This is a genomic window from Microbacterium sp. SORGH_AS_0454, assembly GCF_031453395.1.
In the GTDB taxonomy this organism is placed as follows: Bacteria; Actinomycetota; Actinomycetes; order Actinomycetales; family Microbacteriaceae; genus Microbacterium.
In genome coordinates this window covers 658715-675322 of sequence record NZ_JAVIYS010000001.1, presented here as the reverse complement: position 1 = coordinate 675322, position 16608 = coordinate 658715, and the positions used below count along the sequence as shown (strand labels likewise).

The 16608-nt window shown below is 70.5% G+C and carries 14 protein-coding genes and 1 pseudogene; 9 read left to right on the top strand and 6 right to left on the bottom strand.

Features of this window, described 5'->3' with window-relative positions; genetic code table 11:
• Position 1: 1 nt before the first annotated feature.
• Both QE454_RS03150 and aspS read right to left on the bottom strand, forming a co-directional pair.
• Positions 2-1066 carry an ATP-binding cassette domain-containing protein gene (locus QE454_RS03150; protein WP_307458223.1) on the bottom strand — a complete coding sequence of 355 codons (1065 nt, stop codon included), beginning with the start codon at positions 1064-1066 and terminating at the stop codon, positions 2-4.
• Between the two features lie 74 nt (positions 1067-1140).
• A complete protein-coding gene (aspS, locus tag QE454_RS03145) occupies positions 1141-2478 on the bottom strand; it encodes an aspartate--tRNA(Asn) ligase (protein WP_307458225.1) in 1338 nt (445 codons plus the stop codon).
• 59 nt (positions 2479-2537) lie between these two features.
• Between aspS and QE454_RS03140 the strand changes: the two genes are divergently transcribed.
• From QE454_RS03140 to ccsB, 8 genes and pseudogenes are all read left to right on the top strand, one after another.
• A complete protein-coding gene (locus QE454_RS03140; RefSeq protein ID WP_396652947.1) occupies positions 2538-2930 on the top strand; it encodes a DUF6264 family protein in 393 nt (130 codons plus the stop codon).
• A 100-nt stretch (positions 2931-3030) separates the two neighbouring features.
• Entirely contained in the window at positions 3031-3756 is a 726-nt protein-coding gene (locus QE454_RS03135) for a DedA family protein (protein ID WP_307313092.1), read from the top strand.
• A gap of 84 nt (positions 3757-3840) precedes the next feature.
• The gene (locus tag QE454_RS03130) at positions 3841-4485 is read left to right on the top strand and encodes a histidine phosphatase family protein (RefSeq protein ID WP_210073118.1); all 645 of its coding nucleotides are present in this window, start codon (positions 3841-3843) and stop codon (positions 4483-4485) included.
• Positions 4485-4769 (top strand): annotated as a pseudogene (locus QE454_RS03125) (TlpA family protein disulfide reductase); the annotation flags it as partial. The gene QE454_RS03130 and the pseudogene QE454_RS03125, both read left to right, overlap by 1 nt.
• Before the next feature lie 142 nt (positions 4770-4911).
• Entirely contained in the window at positions 4912-5091 is a 180-nt protein-coding gene (locus QE454_RS03120) for a hypothetical protein (RefSeq protein ID WP_309668799.1), read from the top strand.
• Entirely contained in the window at positions 5088-5837 is a 750-nt protein-coding gene (locus tag QE454_RS03115; RefSeq protein ID WP_267788042.1) for a cytochrome c biogenesis CcdA family protein, read from the top strand. The genes QE454_RS03120 and QE454_RS03115 overlap by 4 nt, the downstream gene beginning before the upstream one ends.
• Entirely contained in the window at positions 5818-7533 is a 1716-nt protein-coding gene (locus QE454_RS03110; protein ID WP_307458227.1) for a cytochrome c biogenesis protein ResB, read from the top strand. The genes QE454_RS03115 and QE454_RS03110 overlap by 20 nt, the downstream gene beginning before the upstream one ends.
• Positions 7534-7537: 4 nt before the next feature.
• Positions 7538-8548: a c-type cytochrome biogenesis protein CcsB gene (gene ccsB, locus QE454_RS03105; RefSeq protein ID WP_267788039.1), complete on the top strand. Its 1011-nt coding sequence runs from the start codon at positions 7538-7540 to the stop codon at positions 8546-8548.
• A gap of 206 nt (positions 8549-8754) precedes the next feature.
• Here the strand turns inward: ccsB and QE454_RS03100 are convergent, their stop codons facing one another.
• The 3 genes from QE454_RS03100 to QE454_RS03090 all read right to left on the bottom strand — a co-directional run bounded on the left by QE454_RS03100 (position 8755) and on the right by QE454_RS03090 (position 14861).
• The gene (locus tag QE454_RS03100; RefSeq protein ID WP_309668515.1) at positions 8755-9612 is read right to left on the bottom strand and encodes a hypothetical protein; all 858 of its coding nucleotides are present in this window, start codon (positions 9610-9612) and stop codon (positions 8755-8757) included.
• Between the two features lie 324 nt (positions 9613-9936).
• Positions 9937-11982 (bottom strand): YhgE/Pip domain-containing protein, encoded by a 2046-nt coding sequence (locus QE454_RS03095; RefSeq protein WP_309668514.1) that lies wholly within the window; start codon positions 11980-11982, stop codon positions 9937-9939.
• The gene (locus QE454_RS03090) at positions 11979-14861 is read right to left on the bottom strand and encodes an MMPL family transporter (protein WP_307458238.1); all 2883 of its coding nucleotides are present in this window, start codon (positions 14859-14861) and stop codon (positions 11979-11981) included. Before QE454_RS03090 ends, QE454_RS03095 begins: the two co-directional genes overlap by 4 nt.
• 116 nt (positions 14862-14977) lie before the next feature.
• On the opposite strand from QE454_RS03090, the gene QE454_RS03085 reads away from it, so the two are divergent.
• Entirely contained in the window at positions 14978-15604 is a 627-nt protein-coding gene (locus tag QE454_RS03085) for a TetR/AcrR family transcriptional regulator (protein WP_210073135.1), read from the top strand.
• Here QE454_RS03085 and QE454_RS03080 read toward each other — a convergent pair.
• Positions 15591-16592: an o-succinylbenzoate synthase gene (locus QE454_RS03080; RefSeq protein WP_307458243.1), complete on the bottom strand. Its 1002-nt coding sequence runs from the start codon at positions 16590-16592 to the stop codon at positions 15591-15593. The two genes, QE454_RS03085 and QE454_RS03080, sit on opposite strands and share 14 nt — an antisense overlap.
• Positions 16593-16608: the final 16 nt, after the last annotated feature.

Sequence of the window (16608 nt, the reverse complement as noted above, 5' to 3'; positions counted from 1 at the left end):
GTCAGCCGATCGGGCGAACGGTCGCCGGCACGATCGCGAGCGCGAGGCGTACCGCGTCCCGGTCCTCGAGTCGTCGTCCCGGAGCGTGCTCGACGACGACGCGGCTTCCATCGCTGGTGAGAACCGTCGAACGGCGGACGCTGCCGAGGAAGGTCGAGTCCTCGACCACTCCATCGACCCCGGGCGAATCCGCTCCGACCAGCAGGACGTTCTCGGGGCGCACGACGACCTCGCAGTGACCGTCGTGCGCGGACTCCGCGAGCGGGAGCTCCTGGCCCCACACCTCGACGGTCAGACCTTCGACGATCCCCGGGACCGCGCTCACCGGTCCGAGGACCTCGGCTACCGCGGCATCCGCGATGCGCGCATAGACCTCGTCGGGACCGCCCGCGGCCGCGATGCGACCCCGGTCCATGACGACGAGGTGGTCGGCGACGGCCGCGGCCTCGGCGGTGTCTCGCGTCGCCCAGAGGGTCGTGACACCTCGGTCGCGGAGCTCGCGGACCAGCCGGTCCCGCATCTCGGCGCGCGCGGTCGTGTGCAGCGCCGCGAGCGCATCGTCGAGGAGGAGGGCCCGGGGCCGCCCGGCCAGCGTGCGCGCCAGCGCCCAGCGTTGCCGATCACCGAGCGAGAGGCGGTGCACGCTCTTGTCGGCGCAGCCGAGGCCCAGGAGGTCGAGGAGCCGATCGGTCTCTTTCTCGGGGTCGTCATCGCCGGAGTGCCGAGCCGCTGCGACGATCGCCGCACGGACGCGTCCGAACCGCGCGACGGGCGTGCGGTCGCGAACCTCCGGGATGCGCGGCGCTGCAGCCCCCGAGCGTCCCTCGACCGTCACCGTGCCGGCATCCGGTCGTTGCGTGCCGCTCACGACGCGCAGCAGGGTCGAGGCGCCGCAGCCCGACGGCCCGACGACGGCGACGACGGTGCCGGGGGCGACATCGAGATCGATGCCGCGGAGGACCGGCACTCCGGCGCGTTCGCGGTGCACGTCCCGGAGCGAGATGGACCACCCCGAGCCCGGCGACTCCCCGACGGGTGTCGGATCCACGGGGGTGACGGCGACCATTTGCTCACGCTAAAGAGAGCGCATGACGCACGAACGCCCGGGGGGTGAACCCCGGGCGTCGTCCACTCGAACCTTTACGGAGCGAGGCGGGTGGGTCCGCGGAAGAGGAAGGTGACCTCGCGGATCGACGACTCGCCGAGCATCAGCATCAGGATGCGCGCGAGACCCATGCCGAAGCCGCCGTGCGGCGGGGCACCGAAGCGGAAGAAGTCGAGGTAGAAGCCGAGGTGCTCGGGGTCGAGACCCTTCTCTTTCGCCTGCTCGATCAGCACGTCGACGCGGTGCTCGCGCTGCGCGCCGGTCGTGATCTCGACGCCGTTGAACAGCAGGTCGTACGACTTGGTGAGACCGGTCTCTTCGTCGCGCATGTGGTAAAAAGCGCGGATCTCGGGGTGGTAGTCGGTGATGAACACGAACGGGTGGCCGAAGGTCTCGCGCACGTGCGCGGCGATCTGCCGCTCGCCCTCGGGGTCGAGGTCGCCGTCGGTGCGGGGGATGTCGTAGCCGCGGGCGGCGACGATCTCGCGGGCCTCTGCCAGCGGGATGCGCGGGAACGGCACGGCGGGCACCTCGACCTCGACGCCGAACAGCTCGCGGATCTCGTCGCCGTGCTTGTCGGCCACGGCCTGGAACGCCGTGTGCAGGAGCTCCTCCTGCATCCGGGCGACGTCTTCGTGGGAGTCGATCCAGCTGATCTCGGCGTCGATGGAGGTGAACTCGGTCGCGTGACGGCTGGTGAACGAGGGGTCGGCGCGGAAGGCGGGCGCGATCTCGAAGATCTTGCCGAAGCCGGCGACCTGGGCCATCTGCTTGAAGAACTGCGGGCTCTGCGCGAGGTAGGCCGTCTTGTCCTCGAAGTAGGGCACCTCGAACAGCTCGGCGTTGGACTCCGAGGGGGATGCCATGAGCTTGGGGGAGTGCACCTCGATGTAGTCGCGCTCCACCCAGTACGTGCGCATGGCGTGCTCGAGGGTCGTCTGCACGCGGAAGATGAGGTTGTTGCGGCGCTGACGCAGGTCGATGAAACGCCAGTCCATCCGCTTGTCGGGGCTGCTGTCGGCGGCGATCGGGGTCTCGGGGTTCGCGGCGGCCGCGATCTCGAGCTCGCCGACCTTGATCTCGACGCCGCCGAGCTTGACGCGCTCGTCGTGCTTGAGCTCGCCGCGCACGGTCAGGAACGTGCCGGTCGCGAGGGCCCCGATCGTCTCGGTCAGCGAGAGGGCGGCGGCATCCTGCTCCGTCTCTTCGGAGGGACGCGTCGCCGGGTTGACCAACTGCACGGCGCCGGTCTCGTCGCGCAGGACGACGAACTGCACCTTCTTCTGGTCGCGCACGGTTTCGACCCATCCCGACACCTCGACGGGGCCGGCGGGGAGGGATTTCAGCTGGTTGACCAGGACGCGTTCGCTCACGATCGACCAGTCTACGTGCGTGGTCCTCACCCGACCCGGCGCAAACCTACGATGGGGGCGTGACCTTCTCGATGCCGCCCGAGTCGTTCCGCACGCTTCGGCCGGAACCGGCGGCGCGCACCTCACGCGGGTGGGACGTCGCCCTCACGATCGTGCTGCTCGTGCTGCTGCCGCTTCTGGCGCTCGCCGCCTCGTACGCCGGGGTGCTCCTGGCGTTCGCGTCCAACGCCTGCGGCTCGACGACCTGCAACACCGGGCTGATGAACATCGGCTTCTGGACGGCGGTCATCTCGCCCTGGGTCGTCCTCGTGATCGGGGTGATCGTCGCGATCGTGCGACTCGTTCGTCGTCGTCGCCTCGCGTTCTGGGTGCCGCTGGTCACCGTCGTCGCCGTCGTCGCGGTCTGGTTCGTCGCCGCAGCCCTCGTGGGCGCCGGGGTCTCGGCATCCTGATCCGCTCGGGGGCAACCCCCAGGTAGGGCGGGCACACGCGACCTACCCTGGGAGCGGGCGTCCGCACCGGGCGGCCGATCACCGAGCGCGAAGGCACCCGATGACCGACACCACCCTCTCTCTCGCCCCGATGCGGTCGACTTCCGGCTCCGGGGGCGAGCAGTCCTGGCTGACGTCGCTCGCGGACTGGACCGTCTCGCTCATGGAGATCATCGGCCCCGTCGGCGCCGGTGTCGCCATCGCCCTCGAGAACCTCTTCCCCCCGCTGCCCAGCGAGGTCGTGCTGCCGATGGCGGGGCTCACCGCCAGCCGCGGCTCCTTCACGCTGTTCGAGGCGCTGCTGTGGACGACGGTCGGCTCGGTCGTCGGTGCGTTCATGCTCTACGGCCTGGGTCGCTGGCTCGGCGCGGCGCGACTGCGCGCGTTCGCCGCGAAGATGCCGCTCCTGCACCCCGAAGACGTCGACCGCACGATCGCGTGGTTCGAGCGGCACGGGGGCAAGGCGGTGTTCTTCGGGCGGATGATTCCGATCTTCCGCAGCCTCATCTCGATCCCCGCCGGGGTGGCGAAGATGCCGCTGTGGCGCTTCGGCCTGCTCACCGGTGCGGGCAGCCTCATCTGGAACACGATCTTCGTGCTCTCGGGTTTCCTGCTGGGCGAGAACTGGCACATCGTCGAGGAGTACGCCTCGATCCTTCAGTACGTGGTCATCGCCGCCGTCGCGATCGGCGTCGCGTGGTTCGTCTTCTCGCGCGTGCGCTCACTGCTCGCCTCGCAGCGCGCGGGCGACCGCGACGAGGCCGCATCCGCGCGACGCGACGCCTGAGGGGCTGACCACGGGTATCTCCACGTCGAAGCAACCGGCATCCGGACTCAGTCAGACCACAGAACCCGCCCGTAGACTGGCGACGTGCCCGCCGACCGCCTTCATCTCGTGCGCCACGGAGAGGTCCACAACCCCCGTCGCGTGCTCTACGGTCGGCTTCCCGGATTCGGCCTGAGCGTCGACGGACGCCGGATGGCGCGCCAGGCGGCCGAGTACGTGAGGGGCCTCGAACGCCCGGTCGACGCTCTCGTGGTCTCGCCGCTCCAGCGAACGCGGGAGTCGGCCGAGCCCTTCGAGGAGCTGTTCGGCATCGAGCCGTACATCGACGACCGGGTCATCGAGCCGACCAATGTCTTCGAGGGCCGGCGCATGAAGCAGGCCCTGGCGAATCCGCTGAACTGGCGGCACCTGAGCCGCCCGGCCGTTCCCAGCTGGGGCGAGCCGTACGAGCGCATCGTGGCTCGCATGACCGACGCGATGACGGATGCCTGGAACCGCGTTCCCTCGGGCGACGTCGTCGTTGTGTCGCACCAACTCCCCATCTGGGTGACGCACCTCGCCCTGTCCCACCAACCCACCCGCCACGACCCCCGCAAGCGCCGCTGCGCGCTGTCGAGCGTGACGAGCTTCGAGCGGCGAGACGGCGCTGACGGCTCGCCGCGCTGGGTCGAGGTGGCGTACGCCGAGCCGGCGAGCACCGCCGGAGCCGTCGATGTAGGAGCCGTCTGATGCGCAGAATCCTCACCGCCGCGGCGTCGATCGCCGCTGCGGCCGCCCTCGTCGTGGGTCTGTCCGCGTGCTCGGAAGACCCGCTCGCCGCGCAGTACCGCGAGGGCGACAACAAGGGCTACATCGCGGCCAACGGCTTCCAGACCGATGAGATCGCTCCGGAGAACCGCACGGAGCCCGTGGAGTTCGCCGGCACCCTCGACAACGGCTCCGCCGTGTCGAGCGCCGACTTCGCCGGCAAGGTGCTCGTCGTCAACTTCTGGTACGCCACGTGCGGTCCGTGCATCATCGAGGCCCCGCGCCTCGAGCAGGCCTACCAGAGCTTCCAGGGTCAGGACGTGGCCCTTCCTCGGCATCAACACCTACGACCAGCCGGCCACCGCCCTGTCGTTCGCGCGCGACCACGGGGTGTCGTACTCCAGCGCCATGGCCGTCGGCGACGCCCAGCTCAAGCTCGCGTTCACCGGTGCGACGCCGCTGAACGCCACCCCCACGACCCTCGTGCTCGACAAGCAGGGTCGTGTCGCCGCCCGCATCGTCGGCGAGCTGCCCGAGGCCTCGATCCTCGAGTCGATCGTGCGCACGCTGGTCGCGGAGAACGCGTGAACCCGGGCGCCCTCGTCTTCGACGGGGCGCTGTGGATCGCCGTTCCCATCGCCCTCGCCGCCGGCCTCATCTCGTTCCTCTCGCCCTGCGTCCTGCCGCTCGTGCCGGGATACCTCGGCTATATCGGCGGTGCCGTGGCACCGCGCGGGGGCTCGGCATCCGCCTCCGGAAAAGGCCGCCTGCTCGGCGGAACCCTTCTGTTCATCGCCGGGTTCACCCTCGTGTTCATGGCGATCAACGTCCTCGGCGGAGCACTCGGCCGCTTCTTCATCGAGTACGCCGACCTCATCACCCGCGTCATGGGTGTCGTCATCATCATCATGGGACTGGTCTTCATCGGTCTCTTCGGCCTCGCGCAGCGCTCGGTGCGGATGCAGTCCCGTGGCAACCTCGGCCTCATAGGCGCCCCGCTGCTGGGCATCGCCCTCGGCATCGGCTGGACGCCCTGCATCGGCCCGACGCTCACGGCGATCCTGTCGGTGTCGTACAACCTGGGAGACCCCGGCCGCGCCGCGCTCCTGGGGCTGGCGTACTCGCTGGGTCTCGGCATCCCTTTCGTGCTCCTCGCCCTCGGTTTCGGGTGGGCGACCAAGTCGGTGGCGTTCGTGCGCACGCACATCCGCGTGGTGAACCTCATCGGCGGAGCACTGCTGATCGTGCTCGGCCTGCTCATGGTGACCGGGTTCTGGGGCCAGTGGATGTCGACCCTGCAGGGGGTGATCGGCAATGTCCAGCTCCCGCTCTGATCGTTCCGACCGAGGTAACACCGTGACCGACCCGCTGCGCCCCTCCGACCACGCCGATTCGACGGCCGACGACGTCACTCAACCGCGTCTGGGAGTGGTGGGCTGGCTCCGCTGGGGGTGGCGTCAGCTGACCTCGATGCGCACCGCCCTGGTGCTTCTCCTGCTGCTCGCGATCGCGGCCGTCCCGGGCTCCCTCGTGCCGCAGCGCACCGCCGACCCCAACGGCGTCACGCAGTACTTCACCGACAACCCCGACCTCGCGCCGGTGCTCGACAAGCTGAGCCTGTTCGACGTGTACAGCTCACCGTGGTTCTCCGCCATCTACCTGCTGCTGTTCATCTCGCTCATCGGGTGCGTGCTGCCGCGGACGAAGCATCACTGGAAGGCCCTGCGCTCGCAGCCTCCCCGCACCCCCGCGCGACTGTCGCGGCTGGACGACCACCGCACCCGCACGATCGAGGTGGACGCGAACGCGGATGCCGCGGCCGCTGCCGCCGTGGACAGCGCCGCGGCCCAGCTCCGCAAGAGCGGTTACCGCGTGGCCCGCTACGACTCGCGGGGCAGTTTCTCGGTGTCGGCGGAGCGCGGTTACCTGCGCGAGACCGGCAACCTGCTCTTCCACGGCGCACTCGTGGGCGTGCTGATCGCCGTGGGCGTCGGCGGCGGTTTCACCTATACCGGTCAGCGCGTGCTCGTGGAAGGACAGGCGTTCAGCAACAGCCTGCTCGACTACTCCTCCTTCAATCCCGGTCGCTTCGTCGGCGGCGACACCCTCACGCCGTACTCGATGACCCTCGACAAGTTCGACGTCACCTACGTTCCGCCCGGGCAGCCCGGTTCGGGGCAGGCCGGCAACTTCGTCGCGCACGTGACGACCCAGGCTCCCGGCGGCGACGCACAAGACGGCGAGGTGCGGGTCAACCACCCCCTCGACGTGCAGGGCGATCGCGTGTACCTCCTCGGCAACGGCTATGCCCCGACCGTCACGATCCGCAACGCCCAGGGTGAAGAGGTGTTCCACGACTCGGTCGCCTTCCTGCCCCAGGATGCCAACATGACCTCGCTCGGCGTGATCAAAGTGGCCGACGGGCTCCCGCAGCAGCTCGGTCTGCTCGGCTTCTTCTACCCGACGATGGACGTGCTCGACTCGGGGGCCCTGACCTCGACGTACGGTGCGCTCGAATACCCGACGCTCACGTTGCGCGTGTACGAGGGCGACCTCGGCATCGACGACGGCACGCCCCGGTCGGTGTACACGCTCGACCCCTCGGGCATGACCCAGATCGCCGGCGGCGACAGCGGTAACCCGGCGATCCAGCTCATGCCGGGCCAGACCGAGGACCTTCCCAACGGCCTCGGCACGATCACCTTCGAGAACGAGGCTCCGGCGGGAGCCGTGGGCTACGAGCAGTCGGTGAAACGCTTCGCCTCGCTGTCGATCCACCGCGATCTCGCCGGCCCCTGGGTGCTGGGCTTCGCGCTGCTGGCCCTGTTCGGTCTGCTCGCCGCACTCTTCGTGCCGCGCCGACGCATGTGGGTCAAGGCGACCCCGCGCGACGGCGTCGTCGAGATCGAGTACGCCGGCCTCGCCCGCGGTGAAGACCCGACCCTCGCGGCCGCCGTCGACCAGCTCGCCGACAAGCACGGTGCGACCCTTCCCACCCAGAGCCACCCCGACACCGGAAAAGTAGACTGACACCATGCCCGGAACCGACCCGCTTCTCCTCGACGAGATCTCCCTCCTCCTGGTGTGGACGGCGGTCGCCATCTACGTGCTGGCGTTCTTCGCCTACGCCATCGACCTCGCGCGTCGCTCCGACCTCGCGCTGAAGGCGAAAGACGAGGTCGTCGCGCGCGAGCTCGTCACCGCGGGCGGCGGGGGAGTGATCGGCGGATCCGCCGGTTCAACGGCATCCGGGACCTCCTCCGGCCAGCCCCGGTACCTCTGGGCTCGCCTCGGAACCGTGCTCACGGCGCTGGGCTTCGTCTTCCACCTCGTCGCGACGGTGTTGCGCGGTGTCGCCGCCGGACGCGTGCCGTGGTCGAACATGTACGAGTTCGCCCTGACCGGTCTGCTGCTGATCATCGCGGTGTACCTCGCGGTGCTGACCCGGTACGACCTGCGCTTCCTGGGGTCGCTCATGACCGGTCTCGCCGTGCTGCTGCTGGGCGGGGCGACCCTCGCCTTCCACGTCGAGGTCGTGCCCCTGGCCGACCCGCTCAAGTCGGTCTGGCTCGTCGTGCACGTGTTCGTCGCGAGCTTGGCGACGGCGTTGTTCGCTCTGGCGTTCGGCTTGTCGGTCGTCCAGCTCATCCAGACGCGGCGTGAGCGCAAGCTCGCGGAAGCCCCCGCGGATGCCGAGACGAAGCGCAGCTTCCTGCGCACGGTTCCGAACGCCGATGCGCTCGAGTCGCTCGCCTACCGTTTCGCGATCGTCGGGTTCATCTTCTGGACCTTCACCCTGATCGCCGGCTCCATCTGGGCCAATGACGCGTGGGGCCGGTTCTGGGGCTTCGACACGAAGGAAGTCTGGACCTTCGTCATCTGGGTGCTGTACGCCGGATACATCCACGCCCGCGCCACCCGCGGGTGGCGCGGCACCCGCTCGGCCTGGCTGTCGATCATCGGCTTCACGGCGGTGCTGTTCAACTTCACGATCGTCAACGTCTTCTTCAAGGGCCTGCACGCGTACAGCGGCCTGACGACCTGACGCGGTCGCGCGGGCGCGCCGCCGCCGCGCGGGCGCGCTCGCCGGGCGCTGTGCACCGCGCAGCGCTCGGGCGCCCGCCGTGCACCGTGCAGCGCTCGGGCGCCCGCCGTGCACCGCGCAGCGCTCGGGCGCCCGCCGTGTCCGTCCCCCGTTGAGTGTCCAGAACCCCCGGACGATTTTCGAATCCGTCCGGGTGTTTTGGACACTCAAAGTGCGTTTGTGCGGCTGCACGCACCATGTGGGCGGCGGGTGGTCATGAGGGCGCGACGGTGCTCGGCCCAGCCTCGCGACATCAGAGCTCGTCGCGTCGGGTCGACGACACGGGCGTAGGGTTCGCGAAGGTGGTGGTCGAGCACGCGGATGAGGATCCAGCCCTGTCCGGCGATGGCCGGCCACCGGTCGGCATCCCGTCGGAACTGCGTCAGGTCGGCATGCTGGCGCCCGTCATACTCCACCGCGACACGGTAGGCGGGGTAGGCCATGTCGAGGCGGGCGACGAAGCGCCCCGCAGCGTCGCGGAGCACCCAGTTCAGCTCGGGCTCCGGCAGGCCCGCGCGCACGATCACAAGACGGACGGCTGATTCGCGAGGTGACTCGGCTCCCGCACGAAGGAACGGTACTGCCGCTGCCAGCGCCTTCGCACCCCGGCGGCGCGGGCGCTCGGCGGCCTCGACCAGGTCTGCGTGATCAGCGAGACCGGCCGTCAGGAGCGCATCGCCCGCGGCGACGAGGTAGTCCTCCCCGAGGGAGGGGGCAAGTTGTGCCCAGGTCTCGGCGGGATTCCCGACGGGAAGGCCGTGGCGCAGCGTCAGGAGGTCGGGCGACATTTCGAGTCGGTGCCCGACGATGCCTCGCGTGCGGGGCTCCCGCCCGGGCGCGATCGCCGATACATGCAGGTGTTCCGGCGCGGGGCCGGGCAGCGGCACGCCCCACAGCAGCGCCGCGGTTTGATGGCTGAAGAACTGCGCCCCGGTGAGCCTGGGCTCGTAAGCGCGGCATCGGTCGACGGTGGTGGCCAGATCCATCGAGGTGCGCGTCCCATGGAACGGTGCGCTGAGGTCCATCGCCGTCAGCCGATCGCGCGGAACCCCGAGCCGTTTAGCCTCGCGCACGGTGAAGGACGTCCCGAGTTCTACGGGGAGTGGTCGGCGTCGCACGCACCCACTTCAGCGCGTGGCGGCGTGGGCCCGCGTGCCTCACCGGCCCGATTGTGGACGGTTCCAAGAACGCGGGTGCCGGGGAGGAGTCGCCACGCGCGGTCCCCGACGCTCATGCCCACCTTGAGTGTCCAAAACACCCGGACGGTTTTGAAATTCGTCCGGGTGTTTTGGACACTCAACAGGCGGGAGCGGGAGCGGGAGCGGGAGCGGGAGCGGGAGCCGGGCCGGTCAGCCCGCGGTCGCGACCGCGGCCCGCGCCGACACCGTGCGGCGACGCACCACCACCAGCGTCGTCACCACCAGCGCCAGCACCGCCCAGACCACCAGACCCGCGGCCCCCGCTCCCACGCCGCCGACGGCCGAGAGGGCGCCGAGCATCGCGTTGTAGGCGGGGGAGGTCGGCAGCAGCGCGGCGAAGGCCGCGAGCACCGGCGGCACCGTCGAGACGATGCTCGTCGCCAGCGCCAGCGCCCCGACGATCGCCGCGACCCACCGCCCCGCGCCACCGAACAGCGCGACGAGCGCCTGGTTGACGGCCGCGAAGGCCACGCCGGCGACGATGCAGATCACCGCGAACCGGGCCCAGTCGCCCCAGTCGTAGTCCGAGGCGACCTGCACCACACCCGCGACCAGCAGTCCCTGCACGGCTCCGACGATCGCGGCGGGGGTGAAGCCGCGCAGCGCGACGAGCGCCGAGGGGCGACGGCTGGTGAGGGCGCGGGCCGAGACCGCCTGGAACACCACGAACGAAGCGAGAGCGCCGAACCACAGCACGGCCATCGCCAGCAGCGGCACCGCCGCGACACCGAACAGCGAGTTGCTGCTCCCCGTCGCCGAGACGGGGTCGGCGACGACGTCGGCGAGGTTCGTGGCCTGGGCGTCGGTGTAGGTGGGCAGCTTCGACACCGCAGCGTCCAGACCGTCGGCGAGCGACGTCGTGCCCGTCGCGACCTGGTTGACGCCGTCCGCGAGCTGGGCGGCTCCGGTCTGTGCGTCGGAGGCTCCGGATGCCACCTGCCCGGCGCCCGAGGCCAGGGCCGAGGCTCCCGTGCCGAACTGGCGGGCGCCGTCGGCGAGCTTCGTGGCTCCGCCGGCGATGCCGTCCATGCCGCCGGCGATGGTGGTGATGCCCTTCGCGGCGTCGTAGCCGCCATCGGCGAGCTTCTGGTTCGCCTCGGCGAGGGCGCTGAAACCGGCGGGGAGTTTGGAAGCCCCCGCCGAGAGGTCGCCGATCTGCGTCACCGCCTGTTTCGCCTTCGGCAGGGCCGCGTTGGCGTTGTCGGATGCCGTGCGCAGAGCTGCGCACTGCTCGGGGGTGCCGGTGCAGTCGTCGGCCGCTTTCTGGAGGGCGGCCGCGGCGTCGGTGAGCGCGGAGCTGATCTGCGGCGCCGCGTTCGCCAACTGTTGCGCGTTCTGGGCGAAGCTCGGCGGGATCTGCGCGGCGAGGGCGCCGATCTGCTTCGCCAGTTCGGCGTTGCCGTCGGCGAGCTTCGTGACCCCTGCCGCCGCCGAGCGCGTTCCCCCGGCCAGTGCTTCCGCGCCGCTCGAGAGCTGGTCTGCGCCGCTGGCGAGAGGACCGGCTCCCGCGGCGAGCTTCGCGGCGCCGTCGGACAGACCGGTTGCGCCGGTGGAGAGCTGCCCCAGCCCGTCGCGGAGGCTCCCGGCGCCGTCGGCCGCTCGAGAGGCCCCGTCGGCGAGCTGGTGGGCGCCGCTCGCGGCCGTGCCGAGCTGGTCGCTCAGGGTGGTGAACCCGAGGAAGACGTTCTTCAGGTACTGGGACGACAGCGTGCTGCCGTAGACGTCGGAGGCGGTGGATGCCAGCGCTCCGGTGATCGCGCCGTCGACGACGCGCGCGTTGGGTGCCGTCTGCACACCGATCGTGGCCTTCTCGGGCGTCTCGCCCGGTCGGGTGGAGAGCGAGGCGGCCGTGAAGTTCTCGGGGATCGTGACGACGGCGGTGTACGTGCCGTCCTTGAGGCCGGCCGCGGCGTCTTCGTCGTTCGAGATGACCCAGTCGATGTTGCTCGGCTGGTCATCGGCTCCCTTGACGAGGCCACCGGTCAGCTGTCGCCCGAGAGGGACGAGCTGACCGTTGAGTTCCACGGCCTTGTCGTCGTTGACGATCGCGGCCGTGATGTTCTCGAGGCGGTCGGTGGGCTTGTACAGCGCGCCGACGAGGATGCCGCCGATGACGGCGGGCAGCAGCAGCACACCGATGAGCGTGAGCCAGGTGACGGGGCGGCGCGAACGGGAGCGCTCGACGGGGAGAGTCATGCGAACACCTCGGAGAGATCGGCGAAGGTTTCGGGTTCGGGGCGGTGGCGACGCGGGGTCGGCAGGGCGAGGGTCGTGACGTCGGGGCGCTGCGCTTGGGCGAGCAGGGCGAGAGCCGGGCGTTCGTCGCGGGCCGACACGACGAGCGTGAAGGGCGACGAGGCGTCGTCGCTGCGTTCGCGCGCATCGGTTGCGGCTCGGCGAAGCACCTGGGCCACGTCTTCCCGGGCATCGTCGTCGAGGCGGTCGATGTCCGACACCAGCACGACCCGCGTGCCGCGCGAGGCGGCTCGGGCGATGTCGGCCGCGGCTTCGGTGGGGTCGTCCAGCAGGGCGACACCGACGCGCGAGCGGACGGCCCCGGCGCGCTCGGGTACGAGGAGCCCGTCGACGCGCAGGCGTCCATCGATCTGCGACATCCGTCCCGACAGGGCGAGCAACAGGGCTCGCGTCGTGCGGGTCTCACCGGTCACGAGCAGGGTTTCACCGTAGGGCAGTCGCAGCGACACGTCCGAGAAGACCGGCTCCTCGGCATCCGTGGATCCGACCGTGCGCAGGTCGTCGGCGGCGATCGCGATCGAGGGCTCGCTCGGCCAGTCGGCCAGGCGCACCTCGCGTTCGACCGCTTCGCCTTCGACGTCGAGCTTCGGCAGCAACCGGTCGAGCCAGCGGGGCATCCACCACGCTTTCGCGCCCAGCAGCGCGAGGATCGCCGGCACCAGTGTCATGCGCACCAGGAATGCGTCCACCGCGACGCCCACGGCCAGGCCCAGGGCGATCGGCTTGAGGCTCGAGTCCCCCTCGGGTACGAAGGCGACGAAGACGGCGAACATGATGACGGCGGCGGCGACGACCACGCGGGCGGATGCCGAGAACCCGCTGCGGACGGCTCCGAGGGCGACCTCGCGCGGCGTGCGGCCTTCGCGGTCGGCGTGCACGTAGTCCTCGCGCATGCGCGAGACGAGGAACACCTGGTAGTCCATCGCGAGCCCGAACAGCACGCCCATGACGACGATGGGCATGAAGCTGATGATCGGCCCGACCTTCGCCACGTGCAGAGCGTCGGCGAACCAGCCCCACTCGAACACCGCGGCCACGACGCCGAACGACGCGGCGACGGACAGCAGATAGCCGCCGGCGGCCGTGAGCGGCACCCAGACCGAGCGGAACACGATCATCAGCAGCACGAGCGACAGCCCCACCACGAACAGACCGAAAGGCAGCAGGGCGGCACCCAGCTGGTCGGAGATGTCGATCGTGACGGCGGTGTAGCCGGTGACGAGCAGGTGCACGCCGAACTGGTCGTACAGGCGCGGTTCGGCGGCGCGGAGCTCGCGCACGAGGTCGGCGGTGCGAGGGTCGTCGGGGGCCGTCTCGGGCACGATCTGCACGATGCCGGTGTCGGCCGTCGCGTTGGGGGTGGCCAGGGCCACCTTGGCGACTCCCGGGATCTTCGCGATCTCGTCACCGATGCTCGTCATGAGATTCAACGGGTCGTTCGAGGTGACGATCGTGCCGGTCATGATGAGCGGGCCGTTGGCGCCGGGGCCGAAGTACTCGTCGGTCAGCTCGTACGCCACGCGCGCCTCGTCGCCCTGGGGCAGTTGACCGGCGTTGGGCAGGGTGAGGGCGAGCGAGGCCGCGGGGATCGCGGTCACACCGAGCAGGCCGATCACCGCGACGGTGGTGACGACCGGATGCCGCGTCACCAGCCCCACCCAGCGCTGGGCGGGGCCTGTCCGTCCGGCGCGCGACGCTTCCGCGGTGGTCTCCCTCTCGCGCTCCGCGTCGGCGTCGACTTCCTGCGGGGGCGACATGTCGCGTCGGCGGCGCGCGGCCTTCGACCGGCTGTACCCCCAACCCACGACGCGGTGTCCGGCGAACCCGAGGAACGCGGGGGTGAGCGTCAGGCCCACGCACACCGCGATCGCCACGGCGACGGAGGCCGCGATGCCCATGGTCGTCAGGAACGGGATGCCGGCGAAGCTCAGGCCGATGAGCGCGATGAGCACCGTGATTCCGGCGAACACGACGGCCGACCCCGCGGTGCCGACGGCGCGGGCGGTCGACTCCTCGGGGTCCATCCCCGCGCGGGTCTGGTCCTGATGTCGCGACACGATGAACAGGGCGTAGTCGATGCCGACCGCCAGGCCCAGCATGACCGCCAGCAGCGGGGTGGTCGACGACACGGTGGCGAACCCGGTCGCGATGAAGATGAGGCCGATCGACAGCGCGACGCCGAGGATCGCGGTGGCCAACGGCATCCCGGCCACCAGGAACGAGCGGAACGTCACCATGAGCACGAGTGCGGCGATCAGTACGCCGAGTGCCTCGGTCAGCGAGGCGCCGGGGATCTCGGTGGCGAAGAGCTGGCCGCCCAGGATCGCCTGCGACCCCGAGGGGAGCTCCTGCCCCAGGGCGGTGGTCGCGTCCCGCAGGGCGTCCTTGGTGGCGGCGGGCACCTCGGTCGATTCGCCGGCGAACTGGATTCGGACGATCGCGGCTCGGCCGTCGTCGGAGATCCCGCCCGAGATGCGCGCGTCGTAGGGGTCGGTGACGGCTTCGACGAAGTCGAGTCGACCGATATCGGTCGACGCCTTCTGAACGGCATCCTGATAATTCTGGTCGCGCACGCTCGTGCCGTCGGCCGAGACGACGATGATCTGGGCGCTCGCCCCGCTGACCTGGGGGAAGGTGCGCCCGAGCATCTCGAGACCGGCCTGCGATTCGGTTCCCGGGATCGAGAAGGTGTTGTCGGTGCCCTTGGCGAACACGGCGACGCCGCCGCCCGCGATCACGAGGATCAGCAGCCAGCCCGTCAGCACGCGCCAGGGGTGGCGGAACGACCAGCGGCCCAGGGTGTACAGGAATGTCGACACGGCGGCTCCCACGATCGGTGAACGAGTCGATACATCACCGTATCGGATACATCAATGTATCGTAGACCTCGTGGGTGGGACCCCAGCTGGACGTCCACCTAGAACAGGAGACGCGGATGACCGACACCGCCCCCGCCCCCTCGCGACGACGCGAGAACACCCGCACCCGTCTCATGGACGCCGCCGCCGAGATGTTCGCCGAGGTCGGCATCGACGCAGCCTCGGTGGAGGCGATCTGCGACCGGGCCGGCTTCACGCGCGGCGCCTTCTACTCGAACTTCGCCTCGAAAGAAGAGCTCTTCCTCGCCCTGTGCGCGCGCTCCGCGGAGACGACGATCGCCGCCGTGCGCGAGCGCGTCACCTCGATCGAGGACCGAGGCCTGGATGCCGCGGGCGAGGTCCTGCATCTCGTGCAGGAGGTGCTCGAGGTCGCGGGAGAAGACCGGCTCGACGTTCTGCTGGGCGCCGAGACGCGCGTGCAGGCGCTGCGCAACCCGGAGTTCGCCGCGGCCTATCTCTCGTCGAACGGCGCGCTGTGCGAGAGCGTCACGCAACTCGTCCGCGACATCGCCGAGGCGCGAGGACTGACCCTTCGGCTGCCGGCCGACGCCGCGACCGAGCTTCTGCTGTCGGCATGGATCTCGACGGCCGAGACCGCCGTCATGACGGGGACGTCTCCCTCCGCCTCGCGCGCTCAGCTCGGGGAGAGGCTGGCGCAGATCGTGCGACTCATCCTCGAGTGACCTCGACGAGCGCGTAGCAGCGCCGCAGGCGATCCATCCACCAGTCGCGACGTTCCTCGCTCGCCTCCACCCGGTCGAGATCTGCGCTTCGCGGGCGGGGACGCTCGAGCGACAGCACCCCGTCGCGCGCAACAAGAGGGGAGGCCACGACGTCGGCCGTGAACAGCGCGGCGGTGCCGAGGCCGCAGTCGTAGTCGAGGTCGGGCAACGAGGCCGCCAGAGCCACACCCATCGACAGACCGATCGATGTGTCGAGCGCGCTGGAGACGACGGCCGGGAGCCCCGCGTGCGCGACGATCTCTCGCGCTGCGTGCACGCCGCCGAGAGGCTGGGCCTTGATGACGAGCAGATCGGCGGCGCCCGCGCGGGCCACCCGAAGAGGATCGGCGGCCTTGCGCACGCTCTCGTCGGCGGCGATCGGGATGTCGAGGTAGCCGACCCGCTCGCGAAGCTCGGCCAGCTCGTCGACCTCGGCGCACGGCTGCTCGACGTACTCGAGATCGAATTCCGCCAGTGCGTGGATGGCGCGCTCGGCCTCGTCGACGTTCCACGCGCCGTTGGCGTCGACGCGCACGCGCCCCTCGGGGCCCATCGCCTCGCGGACCGCTCGTACGCGCGCGACGTCGTCGGCGAGCGTCTGGCCCGCCTCGGCGACCTTGACCTTGACCGTGCGGCATCCGTCGTAGCGGGCGAGGATCCTCGGCACCTCGGATGCCGCGACAGCGGGCATGGTGGCGTTGACGGCCACGAGGTCGCGCACGGCGGGCGGTGACGGACGCCACCCGAAGTCGATGGCTCCGGCGAGCCAGGTCGCGGCCTCGACGTCGGCGTACTCGACGAACGGCGAGAACTCCGCCCAGCCCTCGGGCCCCTCGAACACGAGCGCCTCTCGCGTGTCGATCCCCCGGAAGCGGGCGGCGAGCGGAAGAGAGACGACGCGCGCCGACGCGAGGATGTCGGAGAGTGGGGGGAGGGCGACGGTGCTCATGCCCTCATCCTGCCGC